22 protein-coding genes are annotated in these 23,336 nt (G+C 49.7%); 7 read left to right on the top strand and 15 right to left on the bottom strand.

Annotation, left to right across the window (positions count from 1 at the left end; translation table 11 throughout):
* Window positions 1-316 precede the first annotated feature (316 nt).
* Both ACN0YH_RS24195 and ACN0YH_RS24190 read right to left on the bottom strand, forming a co-directional pair.
* Window positions 317-1,705: an arylsulfotransferase family protein gene (locus tag ACN0YH_RS24195; protein WP_417382165.1), complete on the bottom strand. Its 1,389-nt coding sequence runs from the start codon at window positions 1,703-1,705 to the stop codon at window positions 317-319.
* On the bottom strand, window positions 1,695-3,167 hold the full coding sequence (locus tag ACN0YH_RS24190; RefSeq protein WP_417382164.1) for a hypothetical protein: 1,473 nt from the start codon (window positions 3,165-3,167) through the stop codon (window positions 1,695-1,697). Before ACN0YH_RS24190 ends, ACN0YH_RS24195 begins: the two co-directional genes overlap by 11 nt.
* A gap of 468 nt (window positions 3,168-3,635) precedes the next feature.
* Between ACN0YH_RS24190 and ACN0YH_RS24185 the strand changes: the two genes are divergently transcribed.
* The 3 genes from ACN0YH_RS24185 (at window position 3,636) to ACN0YH_RS24175 (ending at window position 4,787) form a co-directional block, all read left to right on the top strand.
* Window positions 3,636-3,773 (top strand): hypothetical protein, encoded by a 138-nt coding sequence (locus ACN0YH_RS24185; protein ID WP_417382163.1) that lies wholly within the window; start codon window positions 3,636-3,638, stop codon window positions 3,771-3,773.
* 234 nt (window positions 3,774-4,007) lie between these two features.
* Window positions 4,008-4,322 (top strand): hypothetical protein, encoded by a 315-nt coding sequence (locus ACN0YH_RS24180; RefSeq protein WP_417382162.1) that lies wholly within the window; start codon window positions 4,008-4,010, stop codon window positions 4,320-4,322.
* 129 nt (window positions 4,323-4,451) lie between these two features.
* A complete protein-coding gene (locus ACN0YH_RS24175; protein WP_417382161.1) occupies window positions 4,452-4,787 on the top strand; it encodes a hypothetical protein in 336 nt (111 codons plus the stop codon).
* An 839-nt stretch (window positions 4,788-5,626) separates the two neighbouring features.
* On the opposite strand, the gene ACN0YH_RS24170 is transcribed toward ACN0YH_RS24175, so the two are convergent.
* The 9 genes from ACN0YH_RS24170 to xylA all read right to left on the bottom strand — a co-directional run bounded on the left by ACN0YH_RS24170 (window position 5,627) and on the right by xylA (window position 14,395).
* Window positions 5,627-6,364, bottom strand: coding sequence for a hypothetical protein (locus ACN0YH_RS24170; protein ID WP_417382160.1), 738 nt, complete (start codon window positions 6,362-6,364; stop codon window positions 5,627-5,629).
* A gap of 116 nt (window positions 6,365-6,480) precedes the next feature.
* Complete coding sequence (locus ACN0YH_RS24165; RefSeq protein WP_417382159.1) at window positions 6,481-6,837, bottom strand: hypothetical protein; 357 nt, start codon at window positions 6,835-6,837, stop codon at window positions 6,481-6,483.
* A 100-nt stretch (window positions 6,838-6,937) separates the two neighbouring features.
* Window positions 6,938-8,077 (bottom strand): hypothetical protein, encoded by a 1,140-nt coding sequence (locus ACN0YH_RS24160; RefSeq protein ID WP_417382158.1) that lies wholly within the window; start codon window positions 8,075-8,077, stop codon window positions 6,938-6,940.
* A complete protein-coding gene (locus tag ACN0YH_RS24155) occupies window positions 8,067-8,591 on the bottom strand; it encodes an RNA polymerase sigma factor (protein ID WP_417382180.1) in 525 nt (174 codons plus the stop codon). The genes ACN0YH_RS24160 and ACN0YH_RS24155 overlap by 11 nt, the downstream gene beginning before the upstream one ends.
* 158 nt (window positions 8,592-8,749) lie before the next feature.
* Window positions 8,750-9,187, bottom strand: a complete 438-nt coding sequence (locus tag ACN0YH_RS24150) for an SMI1/KNR4 family protein (RefSeq protein WP_417382157.1) — start codon at window positions 9,185-9,187, stop codon at window positions 8,750-8,752.
* 73 nt (window positions 9,188-9,260) lie between these two features.
* A complete protein-coding gene (locus ACN0YH_RS24145; protein ID WP_417382156.1) occupies window positions 9,261-9,650 on the bottom strand; it encodes a DUF6547 family protein in 390 nt (129 codons plus the stop codon).
* Window positions 9,651-9,672: 22 nt separating this feature from the next.
* Window positions 9,673-11,868 carry a serine/threonine protein kinase gene (locus ACN0YH_RS24140; RefSeq protein ID WP_417382155.1) on the bottom strand — a complete coding sequence of 732 codons (2,196 nt, stop codon included), beginning with the start codon at window positions 11,866-11,868 and terminating at the stop codon, window positions 9,673-9,675.
* Window positions 11,869-12,653: 785 nt separating this feature from the next.
* Window positions 12,654-12,818 (bottom strand): hypothetical protein, encoded by a 165-nt coding sequence (locus ACN0YH_RS24135; protein WP_417382154.1) that lies wholly within the window; start codon window positions 12,816-12,818, stop codon window positions 12,654-12,656.
* Window positions 12,819-13,084: 266 nt separating this feature from the next.
* A complete protein-coding gene (xylA, locus tag ACN0YH_RS24130) occupies window positions 13,085-14,395 on the bottom strand; it encodes a xylose isomerase (RefSeq protein WP_417382153.1) in 1,311 nt (436 codons plus the stop codon).
* 375 nt (window positions 14,396-14,770) lie between these two features.
* On the opposite strand from xylA, the gene ACN0YH_RS24125 reads away from it, so the two are divergent.
* The gene (locus tag ACN0YH_RS24125) at window positions 14,771-15,253 is read left to right on the top strand and encodes a hypothetical protein (RefSeq protein ID WP_417382152.1); all 483 of its coding nucleotides are present in this window, start codon (window positions 14,771-14,773) and stop codon (window positions 15,251-15,253) included.
* A gap of 204 nt (window positions 15,254-15,457) precedes the next feature.
* On the opposite strand, the gene ACN0YH_RS24120 is transcribed toward ACN0YH_RS24125, so the two are convergent.
* Entirely contained in the window at window positions 15,458-15,637 is a 180-nt protein-coding gene (locus tag ACN0YH_RS24120) for a hemin uptake protein HemP (RefSeq protein ID WP_417382151.1), read from the bottom strand.
* Window positions 15,638-16,034: 397 nt separating this feature from the next.
* On the opposite strand from ACN0YH_RS24120, the gene ACN0YH_RS24115 reads away from it, so the two are divergent.
* Window positions 16,035-17,075 (top strand): DUF1559 domain-containing protein, encoded by a 1,041-nt coding sequence (locus tag ACN0YH_RS24115; protein ID WP_417382150.1) that lies wholly within the window; start codon window positions 16,035-16,037, stop codon window positions 17,073-17,075.
* A gap of 82 nt (window positions 17,076-17,157) precedes the next feature.
* Here ACN0YH_RS24115 and murJ read toward each other — a convergent pair whose 3' ends face one another.
* The 3 genes from murJ to holA all read right to left on the bottom strand — a co-directional run bounded on the left by murJ (window position 17,158) and on the right by holA (window position 20,518).
* Window positions 17,158-18,783: a murein biosynthesis integral membrane protein MurJ gene (gene murJ / locus ACN0YH_RS24110; protein ID WP_417382149.1), complete on the bottom strand. Its 1,626-nt coding sequence runs from the start codon at window positions 18,781-18,783 to the stop codon at window positions 17,158-17,160.
* Window positions 18,784-18,846: 63 nt separating this feature from the next.
* Window positions 18,847-19,269, bottom strand: a complete 423-nt coding sequence (locus ACN0YH_RS24105) for a hypothetical protein (protein WP_417382148.1) — start codon at window positions 19,267-19,269, stop codon at window positions 18,847-18,849.
* Window positions 19,270-19,501: 232 nt separating this feature from the next.
* The gene (holA, locus tag ACN0YH_RS24100; RefSeq protein WP_417382147.1) at window positions 19,502-20,518 is read right to left on the bottom strand and encodes a DNA polymerase III subunit delta; all 1,017 of its coding nucleotides are present in this window, start codon (window positions 20,516-20,518) and stop codon (window positions 19,502-19,504) included.
* Window positions 20,519-20,720: 202 nt separating this feature from the next.
* Between holA and ACN0YH_RS24095 the strand changes: the two genes are divergently transcribed.
* Both ACN0YH_RS24095 and hemW read left to right on the top strand, forming a co-directional pair.
* Window positions 20,721-22,133 carry a hypothetical protein gene (locus ACN0YH_RS24095; protein ID WP_417382146.1) on the top strand — a complete coding sequence of 471 codons (1,413 nt, stop codon included), beginning with the start codon at window positions 20,721-20,723 and terminating at the stop codon, window positions 22,131-22,133.
* Window positions 22,102-23,328, top strand: coding sequence for a radical SAM family heme chaperone HemW (gene hemW, locus ACN0YH_RS24090; RefSeq protein WP_417382145.1), 1,227 nt, complete (start codon window positions 22,102-22,104; stop codon window positions 23,326-23,328). Before ACN0YH_RS24095 ends, hemW begins: the two co-directional genes overlap by 32 nt.
* Window positions 23,329-23,336: the final 8 nt, after the last annotated feature.

Here is a 23,336-nt window from a genome sequence, read left to right as displayed (position 1 = left end):
ATCAAGCTCGATGTGATAATCCCCGTCTGGAGCGTTCGATCAAATCAAAGAACGGTTTTGAGATTTGTAGCTGCACTCCAGTCTATCCACTCGGTGTAAGTTCGAGGGTGGTTTGTACGCCATCCCCACAGTTCCTTGCTGGTGTCGCGGAATTCGTATCTAAAAGTAACACGAACGTCTCACGACAAAGCGGCAAATCTGTTTGTAGACACTATCGTAAGATGGATTGGCGTTGCTTCTCAATAGACGTCACTGTAGGTCCTCCTCACAGTGACCGGAAGTTAATCTGAAGGTTGCTGATTTTCCAGAGAGTCGTTTACTCCTGCAATACAAACTCTGATCCACTCTTGAGATATAAACGCGCCCAATTTGGGCTCATGGCGTGTGAAGGTTCGTTGTGGTACGGGATATAGAATTGGCAGCGGACGATGCCAAAAGAATCTATGAAGAGATATCTTCCCTTATTTGTCTCTTCGACCAGAATCCAATCGTCTACCGTTTGCGTTTGCCGCCCCTCAGTTGTCGAAACGAAGAGACCATTGCCGAAGTACTTTGTGGTCTCATCAGAGAAATTAAAAAAAGCAATATTGCTACTCCCTCCTTGAATGTCCGACCAGTCCCAGGACGTAAAGCTCACGTTATTATTGAAAACCGAAATGGTCGACTCATTCACGATGTTGATATCATGTTGTGCAAGCCAAGGCCCCTGTTGATACCACACAATCGAACCATCTTGTGGTCGAAACTGAACGATCGCACTCTTATCGCGAAGACTTAAAAACAAATCTCCCTTCTTCCAAAACTTACCATCACTCTTGACGGGCAACACATTATTCAGATGGTACGGATCCCGGTAGGGACCGTCTGGCATTGTCGTCGCCGGCGTCGCCTCCAACAGCGTCTGAAGCAAACCGTTGTTTGAAAACATGTCACTCAGTGAGTAGAAATGGAGCCTCTTGCCCTCCGCATCAAGGCATAGCACTGCGTCCTCACGAAATCGCAAGTTTTTGGCGAGTGAGTGCCTCAAATCAACGGAGCAAGTCCAGATATTGCCGTCGTCGTCCAATTCAATCGAATGATGAACAAGCTCTTCACTCTTCCAGAGCAGGTCTGATTTCTCATCAAGCTTGTACATGTACCCCAGTACTCCGCAGTGGAATACCAGGGACAAGTCATCTTCCATAATCGGCGAAAGAATTCGAATCGCGGCGAGATTGTTCGGTAACCGCTTATGTAAAGAGACTGAGATTTCCTGTGCTTCGAAATCGGCCTTCACTTCTTGTTTTAACCCCTGTATGTCTGCGAATATCTTCCGTAGCGGAACATGCCAGGTATGTGCCACTTCACCGGTCTTGATGTTCTGCAGATAAACGCTACCTGTATCGGTCCCCTCGTAGCGGTAATATAGCAGGTAAAGGTGGTTGTTCAGGTGTTGAATATCAGAGAGTTCACCCAGCCTGGCAAGACCAGGTTCTGTATTCATCACGAATTCCTGATGCTCCAGACCGGTCGATTTTACAGAGAACCAGAGTTTCACAGTTTCAGGGACGCTTGCGGCGGCCAGCAAGCATTTATCTACGATGTTTCGGTCGTTTGGCTGTTTTTCGACAGCTCTTATGCTCAGCCAGACAAGCCCCCAAAGACAAAAGAACAGAACCAGAAAACGTCGAAGAACTCTGATTGCCTGGTCGCGATTAAACTTCATGATTGATGGCCACCTTTACCAGCTTGTCATAGAGTTGTCTGGAGTCTGAAGGAACAGTAGATTCATCCTGTTCGGAGCGAGTGCGTCGCCACTCCTTGACTTCAATAGCTTCGAATCGTTTGGCATCAATATCGAGAAACGGGCACAGACTCAACAACGACCCGCATGGATTTGCTAAATATTTCTCATAGCAAAAGAAACAGAAGTCGGGTTCGCCCGCGTAGAGATCGAATGCGTCGCGGTAGAAAACGTGCCAGACGCGAAGCCAATGCTCAAGACAACTCGGGTCAGAGGCTGTAAGCGATTCGTCATCATATTCGCCGAGTAACAGAGTTTTCGAATGGAGTCCGAACTCGTGGTGGACAAGGAGATCCATGTAGTCGAGGGCGAAATCGTCTTCCTTCGGCAATTTGGATAAAATGTTGTGCTGCTCAAGTAGTGATTTCGCTTGAGCATACGGTTCTCTAAATGGAATCACGGTCCTTGTGGTCAGCCCGTTCCCTGCATCAAGTCGATGGAGTGACTTGGCGCGAAGGAGATGATTGTTGTTCTTCATCAGATAGGTCTTGCCACCTGCAACCATGCTCCGAAACTTCTGATATTCAACGTGGATGTCTTCGGCAACGTTATGTTGAATCAAGTGTTCCTCTTGAATAAAGTCGGGCCCGGCGAAGTGTAGCCAAAATGGCTCCTCTAACGCTTCATAGGTGCTGAGGCTATGCAGCATTCCGTCCTTATGTGACCGCTCCCTCTCCTTGTCTGTCTTGCGTGAGATCAGTTTTGGGCCAGTTCGAGGCATCAACACAAATGGCATGTTTCGATAGGAAAGGCTCACAAATTCTGGCAACTGACCCAGGTGCTGCATCAACGAGGTAGAGCCGGACCGTGCCAGCCCGGCGATGTAGACGTGTTGCAAAGGCGGAACGAGTTCCTTCCTGTTCATAAGGCACTCGAACCACCATTGGAGTCTCGTAATCCCTCTGTTGCCGAGGAAGAGGTAGTGAAAAAATTTGTCCAGGGCAGAGTATTCCCAACTACCAGATGTTTTTGGAAGGAACGGCAACAGGATGAGCGGAAGCAAAGTCCCGACGATGAAAGGCCAGTGTAGCAAGTATTGCGGGAAAGCCGACTCTCTCCAGAACTCAGGAGAAAAAAAAGTATTTTGGTTTTCCCCTCTGGCCGACTCCAAAGTAAGGGCTAATAGAGCGATCGTCGCGCCGACAAGTAGAACGATCAATACAATCCTGAAAAACACCGACAAAAAAGAGAAGACCACCGGTTTGTATGCCCGCTTAGCAAGTCTAAACCGCTGATCATCGTCCAACAGGGGATGACCGCTATGGTAGGCGAATTTTGCGATCGAAAGAATCCAGCTGTCGACGGAGTGACGGATTTGGAGCCCCTTGAACACAATCAATAGAATAAGGGAGACCACAACGCCGAAAAGGAATTCAAAAATCATGAATTCCTTTTCTCCGAGATCCGCTTCAGCAATCGTTTCAGCGGGAACCACAGGAATGTGAACAGTGTAATGGCAATGAGTGATAAAACTCCGATTACCACCAGTAGCGCACTTGCGCCGAGACCAGGTCCGAGATATGCGAAGATCATTTTCAACTAGTCCTTTGTTTGGTTCCCGCGATGACAAAAAGTCAAAGCTGTGAAAAATGAACGCAACTCTTCGAGTTCAATTCAGACGCGAATCAAGCCTTTCACATCCCATTCTTCGCCTGCAAGTCTGCCATCGCAGAGTTTATCGAGTCCATCCTTAACAGAAACTCAAAATACAATGGCTGAATCAACCTTGATATTGGTCGATTTATGAGATTTATAATATCTCAAGTCAACGATGGGAGTCAAGAAAAGTCAGGGCACCTGCCCTGCTGAGTGTCGCCTTTTTTTACATGAAATAAGATTTCTGGAGCAATAAATGATGGCAAAGTCGATGAATGAATCGTCGCTGGCGGCGTCGTATAACGTCCAAGGCAGTGCCAATGCGCTCCTGCCATTGAAGAACCGCGATAGCTTGGTTGAATGGTTTTTCCCTGCGCTCGAAATTCTTGTTTGACTCGTCTGACCCACGATTCGCTGCATTGAAAATGCAATGCAATCTCTCATGTCGTCAGACCCGTTTCATACGCTTTTAGAACTTCGAGATGCCGTTCTTTTGAATAAATCAGCATGTGAAATCCTCCATGAATTGAGATTCCACTAGTTCACCTGTTTCACGGAGTTACTAGCAACAGTCCCTACTTTGACAATCGTCGTCGTCACCTTCTGCTTCACACTGCAAGATATTTTCATGCCTGTCGAACTGAAACCGACAACAGGCTTTGAGCATTGCTTCAAGAGTTTTGCGGCCTTGCTGAATGCGCGATTTGGCCCCAGAAAGCGAAATGGATTCCTGATCGGCGATCTCCTTTGTGTCTCCGGACATATCGTAAAACCACCCTTTTCGCTGACTCCCCACGTGCTCGTCGAACCCATTCCTTTTCACGGAATCAAGGGTCACGCGAAGACGTTGGTCAGAATGACTGTCGGCGTGCCCGTCCAAATCAACGATTTTCTGACTCGCTTGGCCCGCTTCACAACGAGCGGTTCGCAAATAATTCACTAAACTCAAAGATTGACCATTTCACCAGCACTTCGTACGATATGTTACCCGAGAGTAGCCAAGGTTATCCACATTTATGCTGGGAACATTTCAAATGTAGATCCGGGCTCCTTTATTGAAACGGTGGAAAGCATGAACGTCAAAAGATACAACCTGATCGGAATAATCTATTCCGTGCTCTGTATCTGCTTGCTCGCACTACCGGTCTTCATTCTCAGCTATGCGCCGTATGTCCGGTGCACCGCCCCCAATGATCCAATCACAGGAAGCTTCTATTATCGAACACCAACTGTATATCGCCCCATTGAATGGGTAATGTTCAAGACAGACTCTCAATGGGGGGCACCGCTATTCGCATGGTCTGCTCTGTGGGGTTCACGCGATACGGTTGAGACTCAGATCTTTTTTTATGCCCAGAATATTGAAGACCCCGGAGTCATGCATGTGAACTGGATTGCACAAGATTAAAAGCTTCACGGGCAACCTTAAAGGTCGTGTCTTTTTTATACAGGTTCATTGGCCCCACGTTGCTATGGTGTAAAGTCTGATCAAAATCAAAACCAGCCAAATAACAAGACGATGCACTGGAACCGTGGGTCTGACAAATTTTGAACTCAACATCTCAAGCCACGGTCCGGTGACCGTGATCGTTATGCTTGTCCGGTCGCCATGAATATACTTGGCCTCAATTACAACACGCGGAAGTTGGGCAAACTTCTGTGGCGAAGCAAAGTCTATTACTCGCGTCGGTGTTAAAGACCTAAGTAGAAAGTTGGCGAGTCGCTGCCCCAGAAACTCGTCGTGAGCTTGATTTGAATTCTCGAACGTGTCGAATATCGACCCTTTTAAGAGATTCTCATTAAATAAAGTGACCGGGTAAATGATGTTACCCGGTCACTTTTACTGCGCGGTCCTTATTTTTTTAATGTCCGGGAAACGATTTTTTCCCGGACAATAGAACAAGCTTTTCACACACTTTAGGCTCAAATTCAGGTATCAAATAGTATTAATGTAATCTCTTCGAAAATCGAACAAAAAATGATTTCGTTGCCAATATTCGCTAGCCCTGCAGCGAATGACTGTTAATCAACAAACCGATCTCTCGAAATGGAAAACAACAATGCCTGGATTCTTTGAAATTGTCATTATTGCCGTAATCGTTTGCGTTTTCGGCGCTGGCGCTTTCCTGCTTTATCGTGCTGGTACCCGAAAATGAATGGCGAGCTCAATCGCTTTTGTAAGAAACGTAAAAGGGGTCAGACCCCGATATGCTCTTCCCTCCTCAATTGGGTACAGATTGGTAGCCGTTAAAGAGGGATGGAATTCTTCGGCTGGTAGTCGGGCATACATAACTGACAACGGCAGCGGCCGTCGGCCATCAATTCACCCAGTTGACTTTGAATTTCAGCCAACAGTTCTTCACCACAATCGTCGTACGCCGCCACCTGACTTTCGTCGATGTTGAATTCGGGCGGCTCTCCCTCCAGGAAAGTGAGTGAGGCATAACAGCCGTACTCCACAGTACCGACAGGAACGAAGGTGGTTAACGGATCATCGGCCATCTCTTTGAGTTTCAGATAGGCAGTGAATCCTTCCGGTTTCAGAATCGTTTCATTGAGTTGTTCAATATTGTTCTTGAGCCAGGCTTCCAACCAATGGACTGCCACTTCAGACGAAACTTGCGCCATTCCTGCACAACCGGAGAATGCGATTTGTACAAACCATTCATCATCAGCTTGCTCTGTACTTTTTTCACCACGGAGATAGACCGCAGGGTATCCCATTTTCAGGTATTCCCCAAGTGTTTTTGTCGCAGGCCACGGAGAAATTAATTCGTGAGTGAGAAATTCTCTGAACGCTGATGCAATCTGCACTAATCCACCCGGTGGCAGATCAATGAATGATGCGTCGAAGTCAGAAACCTGCTTCTGCTTACGAGCTCCGAGGCGGCTCAGTAATTTTTCAAGGAGCGTTTTGTGCCGCGGTCCGGAATCGATTCGCTCTGGTTCCAATTCACCACTTAGCCGGTAAGACGTTCCACCCATGTCGAATGATCCTCTGACGACTGTTAATCAATAAAGGGGCAGGTAGGAATCATACTTTTCTTGCCTCTTGACACAATTCAAGACTGTCACTGCCCCCTTCCCCTCCTTATACTCTTCTACTCATCCACAACGATTTCAAAAAATAATCCGCGATTAATACGAGCTGTAAGAAACTGCTCTGCTGCACACCAGCAATCAGAATCCATCCGAAGATTACTGGAAAATTCGATACTCTCTGTCATATCAGGTTGTATGCTCTGACCATAAACATGAAAGCCATCGATTCCTAAGACTTTCACTTTTTGTTCTCGACAAAAACGAACGAGAGATATGGCATCTTCAGGATTCAGTATCGGCGGAAACCCTTTGATCACGCTATTTATTAAGAACTCATCCTGGATACGTCCCATCTCTCTATTGATTACCTCGCAGGATATCTTTTGGAAATTATGGATTTCAAGGCTCTTGTCCACCACCCCTGTTCTGCTCCCTTGATGCTACCTTTTTAAAACTTCTGCGAACAGGATCATTTCGTATTTTGTGTGGTTTGGAGGTTGCTTCGTGTTCCTCGCACTAAGGATTTGAACTCTCCCGCTGTTGCGCTGCTTCCCGGATGGCCCGGCGGTTGGCATACGTCATGGGAACGTCTTTTAGAGTCTGTCTCGCTGGCGACGTGAGTGGCTGCACGACCAGCGTCACCTTATCCTCAGGCGGATGCCCCATGCGGGTCAGCAGTTCCACGAGGTCCTCTTCGAACCGTTTCTGCCATTTGTCGTCGTAGATCTGCTTGCTGAAATCCACGATCTCAGAGGCAGAGATGCCGTTCAACGACACGAGCTGATACCATTCATCCTTTACTTTGACTTCCGGCTGGGACTCCTGCCAGCGCACTGCTGCGAAGGGAGATATTCTGGGATAGTTTTTAGCTGACAGGAAATGCAGGTTCGTACTCAGCAAGTATACAACCAGTAGCATGATGATGAACAGCAGAACGAACACGCCGATGATAATCCGGACCGGGGAAGTAGTTGGCATGCGGAGTTTCTGGTCCGTAAAAGGCAATCCCGGCAGCGCGATTTGATCCTGTGCACCGTTGCCCGTTGTTTCATCCTGCAGACTGGCAAGCAACGTCAACAACTCCTGGCGTCGCGGTTCCAGTTGGAGACGTACAGCCCGTTGATTTAATGAATAGAGCCAGTAATACATCGCCAGCAAAGAACCAGCGAGCAGGAGGAAGAAAATGAGCGCATACAACTCGCGCCCCGACCGTGCTGACCAGGAAGTATGCGCAAAGAAAATCAGGATGGAAACGCTGGGGGGCAGCAGGTACCACCAGAAGACATTCCGCAACAGCCAGATCTGATCATCCACCTCGGTGATGGAACGCTGCACACAACTCAGCAGCGGTTCATCCGGTTCACTCGGCGCCTGCTGATGACGCCGGCGATAGACGAGCATGAAGCCGGCCATCCAGACCAGGACCGGCACCGTCAGATACCATGACCAGGTCGATTCCGTCATGACTCCCAGAGTGATCCAGATGGGAATCAGCATTAACGCGACTCCGACTTCCCCCAAATCGCGATAGAAAATCTTCGTCCGGAAATCCTGCTGGTCGCGCTGCACTTCCTGGCGGAGCAAATCTGCATCGATGGTGACACGTGTCCGGGACGCCTGTGCCTGCCAGGCTTGTTGAAATTCATCAGGAGCCATCAGCTTCCCCTTTCATCAATTCATTCAGTTTTTGTTTAGCCCGGTTCAGTTTCACACCCACATTATTTTCCGAAATCCCCAGAACGTCGGACATCTCACGGTAACTGAGTTCATCCAGGTAGAGCAGTACCAGCGCGGCATCCGCCTGGGGTAACTGTCGAATCGCGCGATACAATTGCTCCACGGTATCCCGCTGCTGAGCCGCGTCGGCTGAATTCACACCTTCCGTGATGACGGTATGAACTTCGAGCAGAGGCTTCTGAATAATCCGCCGCGGTTTCTCTTTACGTTGCCAGTTCATCGCGGTCTGCAGTGCCACGCGATAAAACCACGTCGCAGCACTCGACTTCTGCTCGAACCTTGGCAAGGACTTCCAGGCTTGCAGTAGAATCTCCTGTGCCAGGTCCTGTGTCTCTTCGCTGTTAAGAGTATAGGCGCGTGCGACTTTCACGACCGCCGAGCCATGCTCGTCCAGCCAGTTCAGGAACAGCGTCTTTTGTGCTTCGTTCAACAGGCCCACACCCCTTTCCATAAGTATTAGTAACTTGAAAAGAGGATGACTTACAGAAAAAACGGCTTACTTTAATATTTTGGTGAAATTCAGATGAGAAGCAGCCCAAGCCAGCGATAAGGCGGCCCGAATAAGAGAGTCCTGGAGCTATCGTTTCTTAACTATGACAGAAACTGAGGCAGCGCTTCGATCCACTTCTCGAAACGATCAGAATAGTGTTTAAAACGTCCCTGTTCTGCATAGTAATAGAAAACGGGCGTTTCCGGGCATTGAAGCGAGGAAACACAGAAGTAATCTCCATTGCCAATCGAATAAAAAGGAATCATCTCTGCAGCCCAGGTCGGGTTCTCTTTCGATTCAAAGTCGTATGAGAATTCGATAGTGTCGTTTCCATTGTTCGGTCTCGCGCCAACATTAAAAATCTCTCCCGGAAACTCATACTCCGCCATGAGATCGATAAAATCACGCATCTCGGCGGGAAAACGACAGGCGAATCGATTTTCCAGTGACTGCCAGTCTTCCAATGAAGGGGGTTCGAAACCAGGTAATTCCCGTTCCAGACATGTATCTAAAACCTGACGAATTTCTTCGTTAGTCATAGACCGATTCCCGGTACCACTGGTCATCATTTCTTTGACAATCGACAGTTGCTCGCATGTAAATTGATTCCCTCTAAGAATCTTCAGACTCGCTTTGGGATGGCCACTCCCATCCCTCTCGTCGGCCGACATAGTCGCCGTGCAATCCCATACCGCTGAGGTCGACTGGCATGGGCTTCCCCTGGTAGGTAAGCCCAACATCCTGGCAATCGATCCACTCGGACAAACTCGCCAGAATATCATGTATCGCGCTGTCACGTTCTTCCTGCAGCATCTCTGACAAGAGTTCTCGTTGCAGATGAGTCAAAGTCGCGATGAATTGATTGAACTTTGCATGATCAGGAGCGTTTGAGAAGACTCCGCTCTCGGCTACGTGCGCGCTGGATCCATATAATCGAGTTTTACTTACAAACTCGTCGATGATTGTCTGATAGACGCTGAGTGCAGTCTGTGGATTTGACATTTCATTGATCACTTATTTACGTTTACTGATCCTGCGACAGATTCACAATCAATGTCGCTTCCGCTACGGAGCTGGATGATGTCTTGCCCTGAATGCCGGATTGAAACTGTGTCGCCTGACCTTGCATCTGTTGCGCCCACCATTGGCTGGCATCCAGGATCGACCACTTGCCATCATATTGGCATGTCGACAGATCCAGTAGGACTTCGCCGGCGGTCTGCGGTCGTTTTTCCGGGTCCTTCTCCAGGCACTGCATGACGATCTGTTCCAGATCGGCGGAGACCGATTTCCCCAGGCGTTCCGAGAGACTTTGTGGCTGTTCCTGCACGTGCTTCATGCAGATCTCGATGATCGACTCTCCATCAAACACCGTTGTCCCGGTCAGCAGGTAATAGGCGACTGCTCCCAATGCGTACAGATCGCTGCGACCATCGACGGCGTCCGGATGATTGATGCCTTCCGGAGAGAGATACATCGGCGTGCCCGCCATCGAATTGGTGGACGTTAATGAAGCCTGCTCTCTGCCATCGACGGCTTTCACCAGACCGAAATCGAGCAGCTTGATAAAGTCGTAGACGCCGCCACGGTGCGTCAGGAAGATATTCGCCGGTTTCACATCGCGGTGGATGACTCCCAGCTGATGTGCTTCTGCTAAAGAACCTGCGATCTGTTTCAGCAGATGAATCACCCGGCTTTCGGGCTGCGGACCATACTGCTTGACCAGATCGTCCAGGTTGATACCATCCAGTAGCTCCATCGCATAGTAGAACACGCCTTCCGGGGTACGGCCAAAGTCGTAAATGGCAATCGTATTCGGATGATTTAACTGGCTGGTGAGTTGCACCTCGCGTTCAAAACGGGCGACGGCTTCATCGGTGGTTTTCTCAATATCCAACAGCTTGATCGCCGTCGGTCGCCTGAGCATCGCATGCTGGCCGCGATAGACAACACCCATCCCCCCTTCTCCCAGTTTTTCTTCGAGCGCGTACTGCCCGAGTTGTTTGGCTTTGATCACAGCACGACGGGTTTCCTGTTCTTTGCGGGCAACGATAATTGTGAAGACAAAAATCACAATCGCTCCCAAAGCCAGCAGCGCGAACAGTCCCCAGAAACTGTAACGCAACAGATACAAGGGACGATACGCTTCCGCGGCGTCCATCTCGGTAGCAACGCCGAAATCATATTCCGGCAGCCACACCCACGCACCCACGACAGGCACGCCTCGATAATCGCGATAGCCGTTCGCATCGACACCGGCCTCCCCCTGTACGGCCGAGGCCGCCATGCGGGTTAAAGATCGATCCGCCAGTCTTGACGCGGGTCGGTTCCCCTCTGCCATATTCACCTGTGGGTCACGAAGCTGAATATTGAGAATCGAGTGTGCGTCAGCGCGATCGGGTATCAGGCCGATCATTTTCAGGTCGTCGTCAAAACGGCTTTGCGATAACATCGTCCCCTCTTTATCGAACGCATACGTCTCCCCGGTCTTCCCGGCGCGGGCGATAGAAAGAATACGGGTGAAGTTAATCTCGGGACGAATTAATAAAGATAGCGCGGCGATCGGATTCCCGTCAGCATCGTTCACCGGCGCCAGCGCCAGCATGGTTGGTAATCCGGATTTGAGTTCTCCTGTTTTATCCTTGCGGACGAATACACTTTCAAAAGGACGCGTTACGGTTGCCTTTCCCTGGCTGACTGCTTCCAGAGCCGACTCTTGAATCGGTAAATCTGCCCGACCGATCGGTTCATCCCGTGAAGACGCTAAAATCCTGCCTTCCAGGCTGATCAAGCCGATATCCAGGTAGTTCAGATGTTCGAGTTCCGATTCGAATTCCTGCCGCAGTTCCCCCAAAGCCTGGGAATGCAACAAGGCTTCGCGGTCGTCGGCATTCTGCTGATTCAAAGCCACCAGTTCCGCTGTCAGCTTCTGCACGCGGGGTTCTTCTGCGAGTACTTCCGCCAGGGACTCTTCCCGCTCCAGCCAGATCTCAAGGGCCGCGACATCTGCATCCAGAATGGTCTGCAGATTATCTGCGACAGTCTGTCGTGCGGACTCTTCCACAACCGAACGAACGATGAAGCCCAGTATCAACAGCAGGATCGTACCGGCGATCGGCCAGATCCACATGCTCCCCTTGGAGAACAGCCGGGATCGAGAAAACGATTTCAGTATCGAGTGGGAAAAAGAGCGGCCCAGTGAGGTTTTCGAAATATTCATGAATCAACATCAGGATCCGGAGAGTTGCGGCGAATTCTAGATCGCATCACATTTAACTATAGCGTCTCTCAATCTAATATGCTCAGGGTAAACAGCCCTGGAAACGCTATGATAAAACTGGACACAGTCTAATTCTATTAGATTGTGCCATCTAAACAGCCCCGTATCAAGAAATGAAACGGCTTTCTTCTAAATCCAGTCAAGCCCTGTACGCCCTGGCAGTCAACGAATCCACGCTGGCCTGTGTCTTAAAATCCGCGCAATAAAAAAAGCCGCGCCCTTTTGAGGTCACGACTTTCATCGTATTGCTGTCATAACATTGCGACGGTGGGGTCGCTGCAAGAAGGACGGCGAATCGGGTAGTGCCTGGCACTCACCACTAATGATTCCGGTCCATGCTAAGTTTTAGGATCCTCCGACGGAATTTGAAATGACAGAATACTGACTTCATTGTATGCATCGTCAATACACTCGTCGATGGGTGAATTAAATCAAAACAAAAAATTCACGCTGACACAGGTATTGAATCTGAATTGTTCACTGCTTGCTGCAGGCTGTAAAATTCATCGGCATTCACAGGCCTGACTGTTGCCTCGTTTTTCAAAAAAAAGAAAAAACAGTCGGTCTGGCGATCCGCCGGAAAACTCGTCTCCCGCAGCAGGAGGGGAGATCTTAATGATTTCCGGAATGGGAGCAAGAGGAATCCGCAGACAAGTTTTTTCTCCGCGCACAGGGGGGACATTATCTGTCAGCGGGGCATCTGCGTGATTGGCACTGTCGAAAGTTCAGGCCTTTTTGGCACCACTTCGCATCAGCAGCCAGCCCACCACTGCGATCGAAACCAGCACAATCCCGTATTCCATGGGAGAGATATTATCCCATCGCTTGCTCAAATAGCTGAGATAAAAAGAGGAATACTCACGCCAGGTATCCTGTATTGTTTCCACCATCTTGCACCTCAATTCTCGAATATCAACCTGTGGTCCTTTGACAACAGGAACTCCAGCGATTGATTAAATCGTTCTGTCGCTCAATAAAAGAGAGTCCCGTTTGAAACATACTTCACGGAGGGCAGCCAGGCAGAGCTTTTTTGAATTTTCCAGATCTTGACTATAAAAATGCAGACCGTAAAAATACAGAACGCAAAACACAGACAGCCCTCTGTACTTCAAAAATACAGAGGGCCATCCAATTGTTTTTCAGCCTGGTCGCATCTTTAAATATAATCGTTGATCACATTTTCGATCCATTCCTGACGACCACTCAGGTTCGCGTCGGAATCTCCTTTTTCCAGCATGTAGGTTTCCAGATCAGCAAACGAAACACTCCCCTCTTCAATCTGTTTCCCAATCCCGTCATTGTAGCTGGCATAACGTTTGGCAACGAAATCAGAGAGGATGCCATCTTTGCGAATCTGAGCCGCGATCTTTGCGCCCCGGGCAAACGCATCCATGCCACCGACGTGTGCATAGAACAGGTCAATCGGTTCGAAGCTTTCGCGACGGACCTTTGCATCGAAGTTGACTCCCCCCGGCGCCAGTCCCCCCTGCTCCAGAATGGCCAGCATACACTGGGTCGTCAGGTAAATATCAGTCGGAAACTGATCGGTATCCCAGCCCAGCAGCAGGTCACCCGTATTCGCGTCAATACTGCCCAGGGAACCCTGAATAGAAGAGTAAACCAGTTCGTGCATCATCGTATGACCGGCGAGTGTCGCGTGATTGGTTTCAATATTCAGTTTGACATGGTCCAGCAGATCATAGGTACGCAGGAAGTTCAAACAGGCGGCCGCGTCGAAATCGTACTGATGCTTGGTCGGCTCTTTGGGCTTGGGTTCGAACAGAAACTGTCCTTTGAATCCAATTTTCTGAGCATGCTCAACCGCCATATGCATGAAGCGGGCTAAATGATCGAGTTCCCGTTTCATATCCGTATTGAAGAGATTCATATACCCTTCACGGCCCCCCCAGAACACATAATTTTCTCCGCCCAGTTTATGGGTCACTTCCATCGCCTTTTTGACCTGGGCAGCGGCGTAGGCAAAGACGTCTGCATTCGGGCTGGTGGCTGCGCCATGCATGAAACGAGGATGGGAAAACATGTTCGCGGTACCCCACAACAGCTTGATGCCCGTTCGTTCCTGGGCCTCGAGCAGTTTGTCAGCAATGCGATCAAAATTTTCGTTGGCTTCTTTCAGAGTCGCACCATCGGGGGAGACATCTTTATCGTGAAAGCAGTAATAAGGCGCCTGAAGTTTTTCAAAGAACTCAAAAGCAACATCAACCCGTTTGAGTGCATTTTCGACGGAATCAGTGCCATCATCCCAGGGACGCTGCAGAGTAGGGCCACCAAAGGGATCACTGCCGGTGCCCCGAAACGTGTGCCAGTAGCAGATGCTGAAGCGAAACAAATCCCGCATCGTCTGGCCTTCAATTTCTTCTTCCGGACAATAATGCTTGAAGGCGAGTGGATTTTTGCTTTGGGGACCTTCGTACTCAATTTTCGGGACGTCTGCAAAGTATTCCATGGTGTTACCTGTATTGAGGTTAAAACGTTTTAAGACAATCACTTCAATCAGCGATTTTAAACAGAATTCAGTACAGAGAGTAGCCTGCAGAAGTTATTGAACAAACATTACAAATGGATTTTCAAAGTGATCTTGCCTCAGATTTATTAATCTGGGAAACTTGGCAGCTGTTTGAGGAAACCTCAAGACAATCCCTTTCCCCGTCCCATCAAAGTTGACCACTGAGAAATCACTCTCATCGTGCCTGTCTATTACAAAATGATCAAAATGCAGTCTGACTGACGGCATCCGTAAATGACTTGTAACCTTATCAAATTGCTGATGTTATGCATCCTGTGCACTAGCTGTGTCACAGGCGGGAATCAACCTGCGCCTATGACCGTCAGCAATCCGATCCAGATTACGGGTACCAATCAGGATGTGGTCTGGGAACGAGTCGTTGATACGATCCATAACTACAAGTTCGCCATCGCCCGCGAAAACAAGCTGGATGGGAGAATTGAAACAGATTATAAAGTGGGGGCCAACTTTCTGGAGCCCTGGCACGGAGACACGGTAGGATTTGATAATCGACTGGAAAGCAGCCTGCAATCGATACGTCGTCGCGTTTTTGTCAGTGTGACGCCAATAGAGGGGGGCTACCTGCTGGGAGTCGAAGCCTTCAAGGAAATTGAAGATGTGAATACGAACACATCCACTGCCCCGGGCGGAGCGACTTTTCAGCAGGATCTCAGTTTGCGTCGAGATCTGAATCTGGTCCAGGAGCGCAGCAACCCGGTCGGTTGGATTCCACGGGGACGCGATCCTGCTCTGGAGCAGGATCTTCTGGATAGCCTCCAACTCGCGTTTTCTAACTAAAGCGCATTACATTTAAGTATAGCGTTCCGCAATCGAATCTACTCAGGCCTAACAGTCCTGAAGACGCTACCGTAAAACGGGATACAGTCCAGCTTCTGTTCAGAATGGCTGCAACACGATCAGCTACAGGATGCGTTCCAGCAATCGGTTCAGATTCGGGTTATCTCTTGAGAACACTCTCTCTGCCTGCGTAGCACCATTATGCTATTTGCAGAGAATCAGTTTTCCGTTCTGAGTAATTCTCAGGCGGTAGGTGGTCTCACCGTGCCGAATCAATACCTCCTGTTTGCCTTGCAGAATCGCTTCTGAACCGATCACTTCTGCAGGAATTTCTTGGGGGGGGGCGGCTGGTGACAGACGTTCCGTGTTTTCTTGTTCGCTCATGGGTTTATACGTACCAAAATTAAGAGATTTCAAAAATCGCATGTCAATACGCCCCAAGTAACCGTGATTTCTCACCATTACTAATTGAAATGCTCTAAATTCATTTCCGCATTCTCAGACAGGATCTAAATCAAACATCCTCTTCCGAGTTGAATTCTCGCACTAAAAAATGCGAAAAATCGAGTCGTTCATTACTTGCAATTGACCCGACTGACCGATAACATAATGATCCTGAGACTCAGTGTCAATAAAGAGTTGACACCAAGTCTCCTATATTTTACTGAATTATCGGCAAGACGGCTTATTTTCAGATACCCGCCGGAATCTGTATGCACGTTGCATGAACGCATACTTGGGAGCACGTTGCCACTTCACCTTTTCACCAGAAAGAAGAGAAATGGGGCAACACTCAAACTCCCGCCAAACCCTGAGACAATACAAACGTGGATTCACGTTGATTGAACTCCTGGTCGTCATCGCCATCATCGCCATCCTGATTGCATTACTGCTGCCTGCAGTTCAACAGGCACGCGAAGCAGCGCGCCGCAGCCAATGTAAAAACAACCTCAAGCAATTTGGACTCGCATTACACAACTACCTTTCCGCCTACACTGTCTTTCCCCCTGCATTCAGTGTGAGTCCTGACGGAAGCAGCGGCTATACACAAGGCGGACAATGGTCCATTCACGCGCGAATTCTTCCTTTCGGGGATGCAGCCAACCTGTTTAATAACATTGATTTTTCAACCAACTATTCAGGCCAGAGTGACGCGAGCATCGCTTATACTCGTGTCCCTTTTTTCATATGCCCCAGTGAAGTAAACGATAAAACTCGGACGGACTCTTCCGGAGCGCCTCAACATTATCCAGTCAGTTATGGGTACAACGGAGGCACCTGGCGCGTTTTCACCAATACCAGCCTGAGCGGGGGCGATGGTTCTTTCTACCCCAACAGTAAGACCAAGCCTCGCGACTTTACCGACGGGACCACCAACACGCTCTGCTTCGCGGAAGTCAAAGCATTCACTGCCTATAACCGGGACGGCGATGCAGGTACGTCATCCATCCCCAGTACTGCCGGGGGAGTGGAAGCTTTAATCGCCGGTGGAGGAGACAACAAAGGCAACAGCGGACACACGGAATGGGTAGACGGACGCGTTCACCAGACCGGTTTTACGACCACATTGCCCCCCAACACCAAAGTTGTCGTACCAACTGCCTCTGGCGCAACAGGTGCCGGTGATTACACGTCCTGCCGCGAAGCCCAGACCTGTAGCGGCCCGACTTATGCTGCCGTCACAGCACGCAGCTATCACACCGGGATCGTACATGCTTTGCTGATGGACGGATCTGTCCGCTCCCTCAGTGAGAATATCGATCTCAATACCTACCGTGCACTCAGTACCCGCAGTGGCGGTGAAGTGATTGGCGAATTCTAATAGGCGTTTAGCATCGACTTGAGAATCACAGGCCCTGCGGGATGTCCGGAGGGCCTGTCTGTTTTTCCAGTTTCGAATACGATCAAGACTCTGTTTTCTCCGGCGGTTTTCTACCAGACGTCATCAAGGTCATGATTTCATTCAGCCCCAGCAGACGGGCCAGCACTAGATAGCAGATCACAGATGAAGCAACGGGGAGCAGCACACGGACCAGCCTGGAAATAAACTGATCAGAGACAGGCAGTAGAGATAACTCAACACTGATCAGAATGGACATTACCAGAGTAGCAATCCCTGCCCGCAATGTCGTATTGGTTAACTGCCTGAGATCTATTGCCCCTGTCTTTTCTCGAATCAGCCACAGGCACAGGCCAGACTGAATCATCGCTGCCAGCGATGTCGCCAGAGCCAACCCCTTCCCCTGCATCCACCAGATCAATGCCAGGTTTAACAGCAGATTGCAGAATACAATCACCACGCCAATCCTGACCGGGGTCCGTGTATCCCCCACGGCGTAGAACCCTCGATTCAGAATTAAGACCGCCATAAAAGCGACGACCCCCACACCATAATAGCGAATCATCTCGGCCGTCTGTCGTGCATCGAAAACGTCAAAATCTCCATACTGAAATAACAGCGACGCTAAAGGCTCCGCCATCAGAAACAGCCCCAGGCTGGCCGGTAACCCCACGCCAATAACCAGTTGTAATCCCAACAGCAGGTCCCGTCTTAACAGTTCACCATCTTGTCGCTCAGCGTGTCGTGACAGTCGGGGATAGAGCACCGTCCCCAACGCGACCCCAAACACGCCCAACGGAAACTGATACATGCGCTGACCAAAATAGAGCGCCGATGCCGTCCCTGATTCAAAGATTTCCCAGGCAGGAACTTCTCCTGCCCCAACGACTCCTTCAGGCCGCGCCAGTCCCCAGGCCAACACACTGTCAATCAGGGTATTGAACTGGGTAATTGACAGGCCGACAACAATCGGAGCCATACTGACTGCAATGGCCTGAATTTGCGTAACTCCTCCCTGCCAGTCCAGCCGAGGGCGATAACCCAGTGAAAACAGCTTCAGACAGGGTAAGATCAACTGCAAGACCCCACCGGCCAGAATCGCTAAACAAATGATGGTAATCTTGTCAGAGGCATCAGGAAAATAAGGCGCAACCAGCCAGATTCCTCCCATCCAGAACAGGTTGAGAATGGTGGGCAGTAAGGCGGGAATCGAAAAGTGATTCAACGCATGCAGCGTTGCATTCACCTGGGCTGCCATGCAGATCAGAATCAGGTAGGGTAACAATAAACCGGTCAACCAGTAGAGCAACCGAGCCTCGGAACTGGCCGCTTCCAGGCTGCTCAGAAAGATCAGCAGGATCTCGCCGGCTCCTACGATCATCACCGAAAAAAGCATTAACCAGAATAAAACAGCGGTCACCAGCTTCCACGCCGATTCTCGCCCCTGGTTTTCCAGTTCGCGAATAAAAGTCGGTAGAAACGCCGTGGAAAGCGCTCCTTCCCCCAGAAGTCGTCGCATCAGGTTCGGCAGCTTGAAAGCGACCGAAAAGGAGTCCATGATCGGACCGTTGCCGAACAAAGTTGCCATGCCAATGTCGCGGACCATCCCCAGGATGCGACTCAGCAAAGTCAGCAGGCTGACAACCCGAAGCCCCGAGAACAACTTGCGCGTATTCTCTGCGGCAGCCACCTGTGATTGTTCTTGAGAAGAATGTGAAGGTGGAGCAGGTTCATCCATGAAACATAAATCGAATCAGGATAATACAGGTTCGAGTCGTGCGGAATTAATATCGATCAACTCGAGTATTTCCAGCACACGGTCAAGTGGGATATTCCACTCGCGAGCCCAGATAATAATATCCAGATTCTCCATTCGCAGCCAGAAAATCCGATCGAGAATCCGATCTGCTAACAGATCATGTTCAAGCTGCAGTGACTTTAAAAAACCGAATCGAGTGTCACTGAATTCCTGCCAGCATCTGTTTCCTAACAGATGCTCCATCTTCTTACCGATGCAAAAATAATACCAGTGATTTGCATACCAGTCAGAGATAGCAAGCTTGCCCAGATCACAGCCATTCTTTTGGCTTTCGATCCATTTGTGTCGCTCGGCTTCCAGAGGGGCTTCCTCGTAGATGCTTGCGACGACACCTGGATCTAAGAGTTCGGACGACATGCTTCACCTCAATGTGCGTCTGAGATCCCAATAGTGCACGAAACTTTGCCAATCGCTGCAAGGTTCAAACAGCGTCAATGAGTTTCGCAAAAACCTTATCAACGCTGATTTATACCCCTACCCGAAATCGAAGGCAAGATTCATTTCCGACAGAAATGCATAATTTTGAAAGGAAGTTTATGAAGATACGTGCACGTTTTAAGTAGTGAACCGGAAAATATTTATCAAAATATCAGACACAACCACTCAAAAGGAACAATAACCGCTCCAGCTCCAGACGCGGTGCTAAACGGCTCTTTCCTTTCAGATTCAGATCGGTTTCTAACAGCCAGTGACTGATTTTTTCCGCTCGCTGCCTGGTCAAGCGCCTCAAATAACGTTCTGTCGAATCGATATCGCGGGGAAATACCCCTGCCTGGCGAATCGCCTGTTTTAAAGGTGTTCCCTGCACTGCCTGCTGTGTCGCTTTAAAGTATTTCCGCCAGACAAAGTTCAGCCCCCCCAGGATCTTCTGAGGCGCTTCGCCTGCAACCAGCAGATTGTCCAGGTAATGCAAGGCGTCCCCGATCTGTCCATCGCGGACGGCATCCGTCATCGCCCAGGTTGTTTCCGCTTTCCAGCCTCCTACAACTGAACGAATATCATCAGGACTGATGCGGGGCTGTTCCCCCACAAATGTCGCTAGTTTTTCCAATTCCTGATGCAGTTGTCCACAATGGGTCCCCACCAGTTCGACCAGCAAAACCGCGGCTTCCCGGGAGAGTTGCTTCTGATGCAGTTGTCCAGCCGTATCACAGATCCATTTTGCTAAAGCCCCCCCCTTAAGTTCTTTACACTCCAGATCCAGACCGATTTTTGCTACCAGCTTGGCCAGACGCGTCGATTTACTCCAGCTTTTCACATCCAGAATGAGAAATGAGCTTCGGGAAGGAGCCTCCAGATATTTCTCCAGTTTGCCACGAAAGGCACTGACGAACTTCTCCGCATCATCCACAATCACCAGACGCTTGTCCCCCCACATGGAGACCGTTTTCAGCTCATCAAACAAGGTTGAGGGGGGCAGCTCTTTTTCGAGCCGTTTTCCGTCGTAGCGCGTGATACTGGTGTCCTCCTCTTCACCCAGGACAAGCGGTTCAATCGCCTTGATCGCTTCCTGCTTCATGTAACGATCATCACCATGCAGGACGACTACCGGTCCAAACTCATTGGCGGCAGGATTCAGCAGAAATTCAGTAACGTGCACGCTCATAAATAACTCTTATTGACCAAAATCAGTGGGATGACGTACATTGACTACCGCAAGCTTGAAAGGACATGAAAAACTGGAAACATTCCTGTCCCTCATTACAATCAATTTGTGTTTTGATTTCGAGAGATGCCGCCCGCGGATCCCATAAAAACCATAAATCCTTAGGGAGCACTTTCCCATTTCACTGGAACCAGAATCACACGTGGAACATCTAACTGAGATCAAATCTGAGATTCTGCCCCCGCTGCCTCAACTTTTACAACCTGCTTTACTCAAATCGGCAGAAGTGTTTTTTCAGTGCCCGGGAGAAGACTATCCGATCTCGAAAGCCATCCACCTCTCCCGACTGGCCGCTTTTTATCCAAAGTGTCGCGAGTGTCCGCATAAGGAACACACCGGAAACCTCTCCCTCGAAATCATCGAGCGATTAAAGCAGACGCAACTCAGTCGTGCGTCCACACAAAACCCGTTCACTTCAGAAGGTGTGCGCGGCGTCTATCTGAATCAGATCAATCGGTACCAGGCCGCTCATATCGCCGGGGCCTTTTCCACAATGCTCTGGGAATCACTCCCCCTGAAAGGCATCGCGCCCCAAAAAACAAATTTGGTTAGCCAATCTGAAACAACTCCAGATAGATTGCCCGTAACCCAGGAGCAAAGTCGGGGACCGAGTGTTGTCATCGGTTATGATGAACGACCTTCATCGCCAGATATCATTACCGGTGTCGCCAGTGCTCTCCGCAGAAATGGCTGTCGGGTCATCGATCTGGGGCTGACCGTCCCGTCGATTCTCTCGTTCGCAACGAACCACCTGCAGGCACAAGGCGCGATCATGGTCACCGGCGCTCAATTTGGCCCCTCCTATACAGGACTCGACTTCCTGCTGGAAAACTCACAGCCGGTTTCAGCCGGTCGAGAGCTGGAAAAGATCGAACAGATCTCACTGCGGGGTTTTGGACGCGCCTCCCGTCAACCGGGATCACAAAGAACCTTTCATCCCATGGAAGCCTATCGGGCGCAGTTCCAGAAACACTTCCATGCCCTGCGACCACTCAAAATCAAAATCGCCTGCTCGCTGAGGCTGGTCAGAGAAACTCTCAATGCGCTCTTTGAAAAACTGCCCTGCGAACTCTCCTGGGTAGACATTCCACATCAGAAACGCAACCTGCTCAGTCCACAGGACAACGATGTCCTGAAAATGCAGAAACAGCTCCAGGCGGATTCCGCTGATTTAGGTCTGATTATCGATGATGACAGTCGTCGCTGTGCTTTTTTCGCAGAAACCGGAACGCTCCTCTCGAATTTCAACGTTTCCCGATTTGTCATGCAGGCACTTTCACGGGAACAGTCATCCCGTAACTTTCTGCTGGATCGGGCAAGTCTGGAAGAACTGAAAGACGTACCCGCAGGCTGGAACATCCATCCACACTCCGACACGCTGGCAGACGGCTATTTTCAGATGCTGCAACGACAGGCCGTTTACGCAGGAGGCCAGTCCGGATATCATTGGTTCAAGGATGCAGTTCCCACCTGTGATGCGATTCTGACACTGGCTCATATTCTGGCTGCTTTGAGTTTCAGTGATGCCCCGTTCAGCGAAGTACTCTCTCAATAATCTTGCAGAGACGCTGAGCCATTCCCGCAAACATGCTGACACAGCCAGCGGATTCCTGAATGTGTTAAACCCGAAAACCCCTGGCTCTGCTTATTTCCATGTCCCCTTCTGTCAACATCGGTGCGGCTACTGCGACTTCACACTCGTCGCGGAAAAAGATCATCTGATTGAAGCGTATCTGGATGCGCTGGCGGAACAGACATCAGAACTGGGAGAAGGGATTGAATTAAACACACTCTTTCTGGGTGGTGGCACGCCAACCCATCTCAGTATCAAACAGCTTTCACGATTATTCGAAATCATTTTTTCTCATTTTCAACTCGCCTCTGATTATGAATTCAGCATCGAAGCCAACCCGTTGAATCTGACCACGGATAAAATTGATTTTCTCAAGCAGGCGGGAATCAACCGGGTCAGCCTGGGAGTCCAGTCGTTCGATGCCGATATTCTCACGTTTCTGGAACGCGACCATCGGCCTGATCAGATTTTTGAAATCGTGAAGTCACTGCAGTCTCACATCAGCAATACCAGCCTCGATTTAATCTTTGCCGTACCCGGACAGAGCCTGGACGGTTGGAAACAGACGCTGCAGGCCGCAGTGCAGTTGAATATCCCACATCTTTCCACATACGGACTCACGATTGAAAAGGGAACTTCTTTCTGGAGCCGGAAGAAAGCGGGCCTCTTTGATCTGCCCCGCGACGAACTGGCCGGAGATATGTATGAATTCGCCTTAGAGTTTCTGGATGAGGTCGGCCTGAAGCATTACGAGATTTCCAACTTCGCGCGTCCCGGATACGAATGTCGCCACAATGAAGTCTACTGGACCGGCTACCCCTATTATGGCTTTGGCCCCGGTGCCGCCAGTTACCTGGATGGCGTGCGACGCCAGAACCATCGCAGTGTGATCACCTGGTTAAAAAGAGTTCAGGCCGGTGAATCTCCTATCGCAGACCAGGAAGAATTAGCCCCAGAAGAACGGGCGCGCGAAGCCATCATCTTCGGTTTAAGACGCCGCGCCGGAATCAATCGACGTGAGTTTCAGGAACGCTACGGCTTTGATCTGCATGAACTGGCGGAATCTGCCATCATGACCAATCTCGAAGCCGGCTTGCTGGAAGAGACAGAGACTCATCTCAAACTGACCTCAGCAGGTTGCCTGCTCGCCGATTCCATCGTCGTTGACTTTTTATGATCGGAACT

This window comes from Gimesia sp., assembly GCF_048262075.1.
Taxonomy (GTDB): domain Bacteria; phylum Planctomycetota; class Planctomycetia; order Planctomycetales; family Planctomycetaceae; genus Gimesia.
Note: the sequence above shows the minus strand (reverse complement) of the source record. Positions and strands in the feature narration are given on the sequence as shown.

What these genes read in the sequence shown, in the direction of transcription:
- ACN0YH_RS24140 (WP_417382155.1), bottom strand. Translation starts at nt 11,868, where the DNA reads ATGAATATTTCGAAAACCTCACTGGGCCGCTCTTTTTCCCACTCGATA.
- ACN0YH_RS24145 (WP_417382156.1), bottom strand. Translation starts at nt 9,650, where the DNA reads ATGTCAAATCCACAGACTGCACTCAGCGTCTATCAGACAATCATCGAC.
- ACN0YH_RS24125 (WP_417382152.1), top strand. Translation starts at nt 14,771, where the DNA reads ATGACCGTCAGCAATCCGATCCAGATTACGGGTACCAATCAGGATGTG.
- ACN0YH_RS24150 (WP_417382157.1), bottom strand. Translation starts at nt 9,187, where the DNA reads ATGACTAACGAAGAAATTCGTCAGGTTTTAGATACATGTCTGGAACGG.
- ACN0YH_RS24175 (WP_417382161.1), top strand. Translation starts at nt 4,452, where the DNA reads ATGAACGTCAAAAGATACAACCTGATCGGAATAATCTATTCCGTGCTC.
- ACN0YH_RS24120 (WP_417382151.1), bottom strand. Translation starts at nt 15,637, where the DNA reads ATGAGCGAACAAGAAAACACGGAACGTCTGTCACCAGCCGCCCCCCCC.
- ACN0YH_RS24105 (WP_417382148.1), bottom strand. Translation starts at nt 19,269, where the DNA reads ATGTCGTCCGAACTCTTAGATCCAGGTGTCGTCGCAAGCATCTACGAG.
- ACN0YH_RS24170 (WP_417382160.1), bottom strand. Translation starts at nt 6,364, where the DNA reads ATGGGTGGAACGTCTTACCGGCTAAGTGGTGAATTGGAACCAGAGCGA.
- ACN0YH_RS24115 (WP_417382150.1), top strand. Translation starts at nt 16,035, where the DNA reads ATGGGGCAACACTCAAACTCCCGCCAAACCCTGAGACAATACAAACGT.
- hemW (WP_417382145.1), top strand. Translation starts at nt 22,102, where the DNA reads ATGCCCCGTTCAGCGAAGTACTCTCTCAATAATCTTGCAGAGACGCTG.
- ACN0YH_RS24190 (WP_417382164.1), bottom strand. Translation starts at nt 3,167, where the DNA reads ATGATTTTTGAATTCCTTTTCGGCGTTGTGGTCTCCCTTATTCTATTG.
- holA (WP_417382147.1), bottom strand. Translation starts at nt 20,518, where the DNA reads ATGAGCGTGCACGTTACTGAATTTCTGCTGAATCCTGCCGCCAATGAG.
- xylA (WP_417382153.1), bottom strand. Translation starts at nt 14,395, where the DNA reads ATGGAATACTTTGCAGACGTCCCGAAAATTGAGTACGAAGGTCCCCAA.
- ACN0YH_RS24135 (WP_417382154.1), bottom strand. Translation starts at nt 12,818, where the DNA reads ATGGTGGAAACAATACAGGATACCTGGCGTGAGTATTCCTCTTTTTAT.
- ACN0YH_RS24160 (WP_417382158.1), bottom strand. Translation starts at nt 8,077, where the DNA reads ATGGCTCCTGATGAATTTCAACAAGCCTGGCAGGCACAGGCGTCCCGG.
- ACN0YH_RS24185 (WP_417382163.1), top strand. Translation starts at nt 3,636, where the DNA reads ATGATGGCAAAGTCGATGAATGAATCGTCGCTGGCGGCGTCGTATAAC.
- ACN0YH_RS24180 (WP_417382162.1), top strand. Translation starts at nt 4,008, where the DNA reads ATGCCTGTCGAACTGAAACCGACAACAGGCTTTGAGCATTGCTTCAAG.
- ACN0YH_RS24195 (WP_417382165.1), bottom strand. Translation starts at nt 1,705, where the DNA reads ATGAAGTTTAATCGCGACCAGGCAATCAGAGTTCTTCGACGTTTTCTG.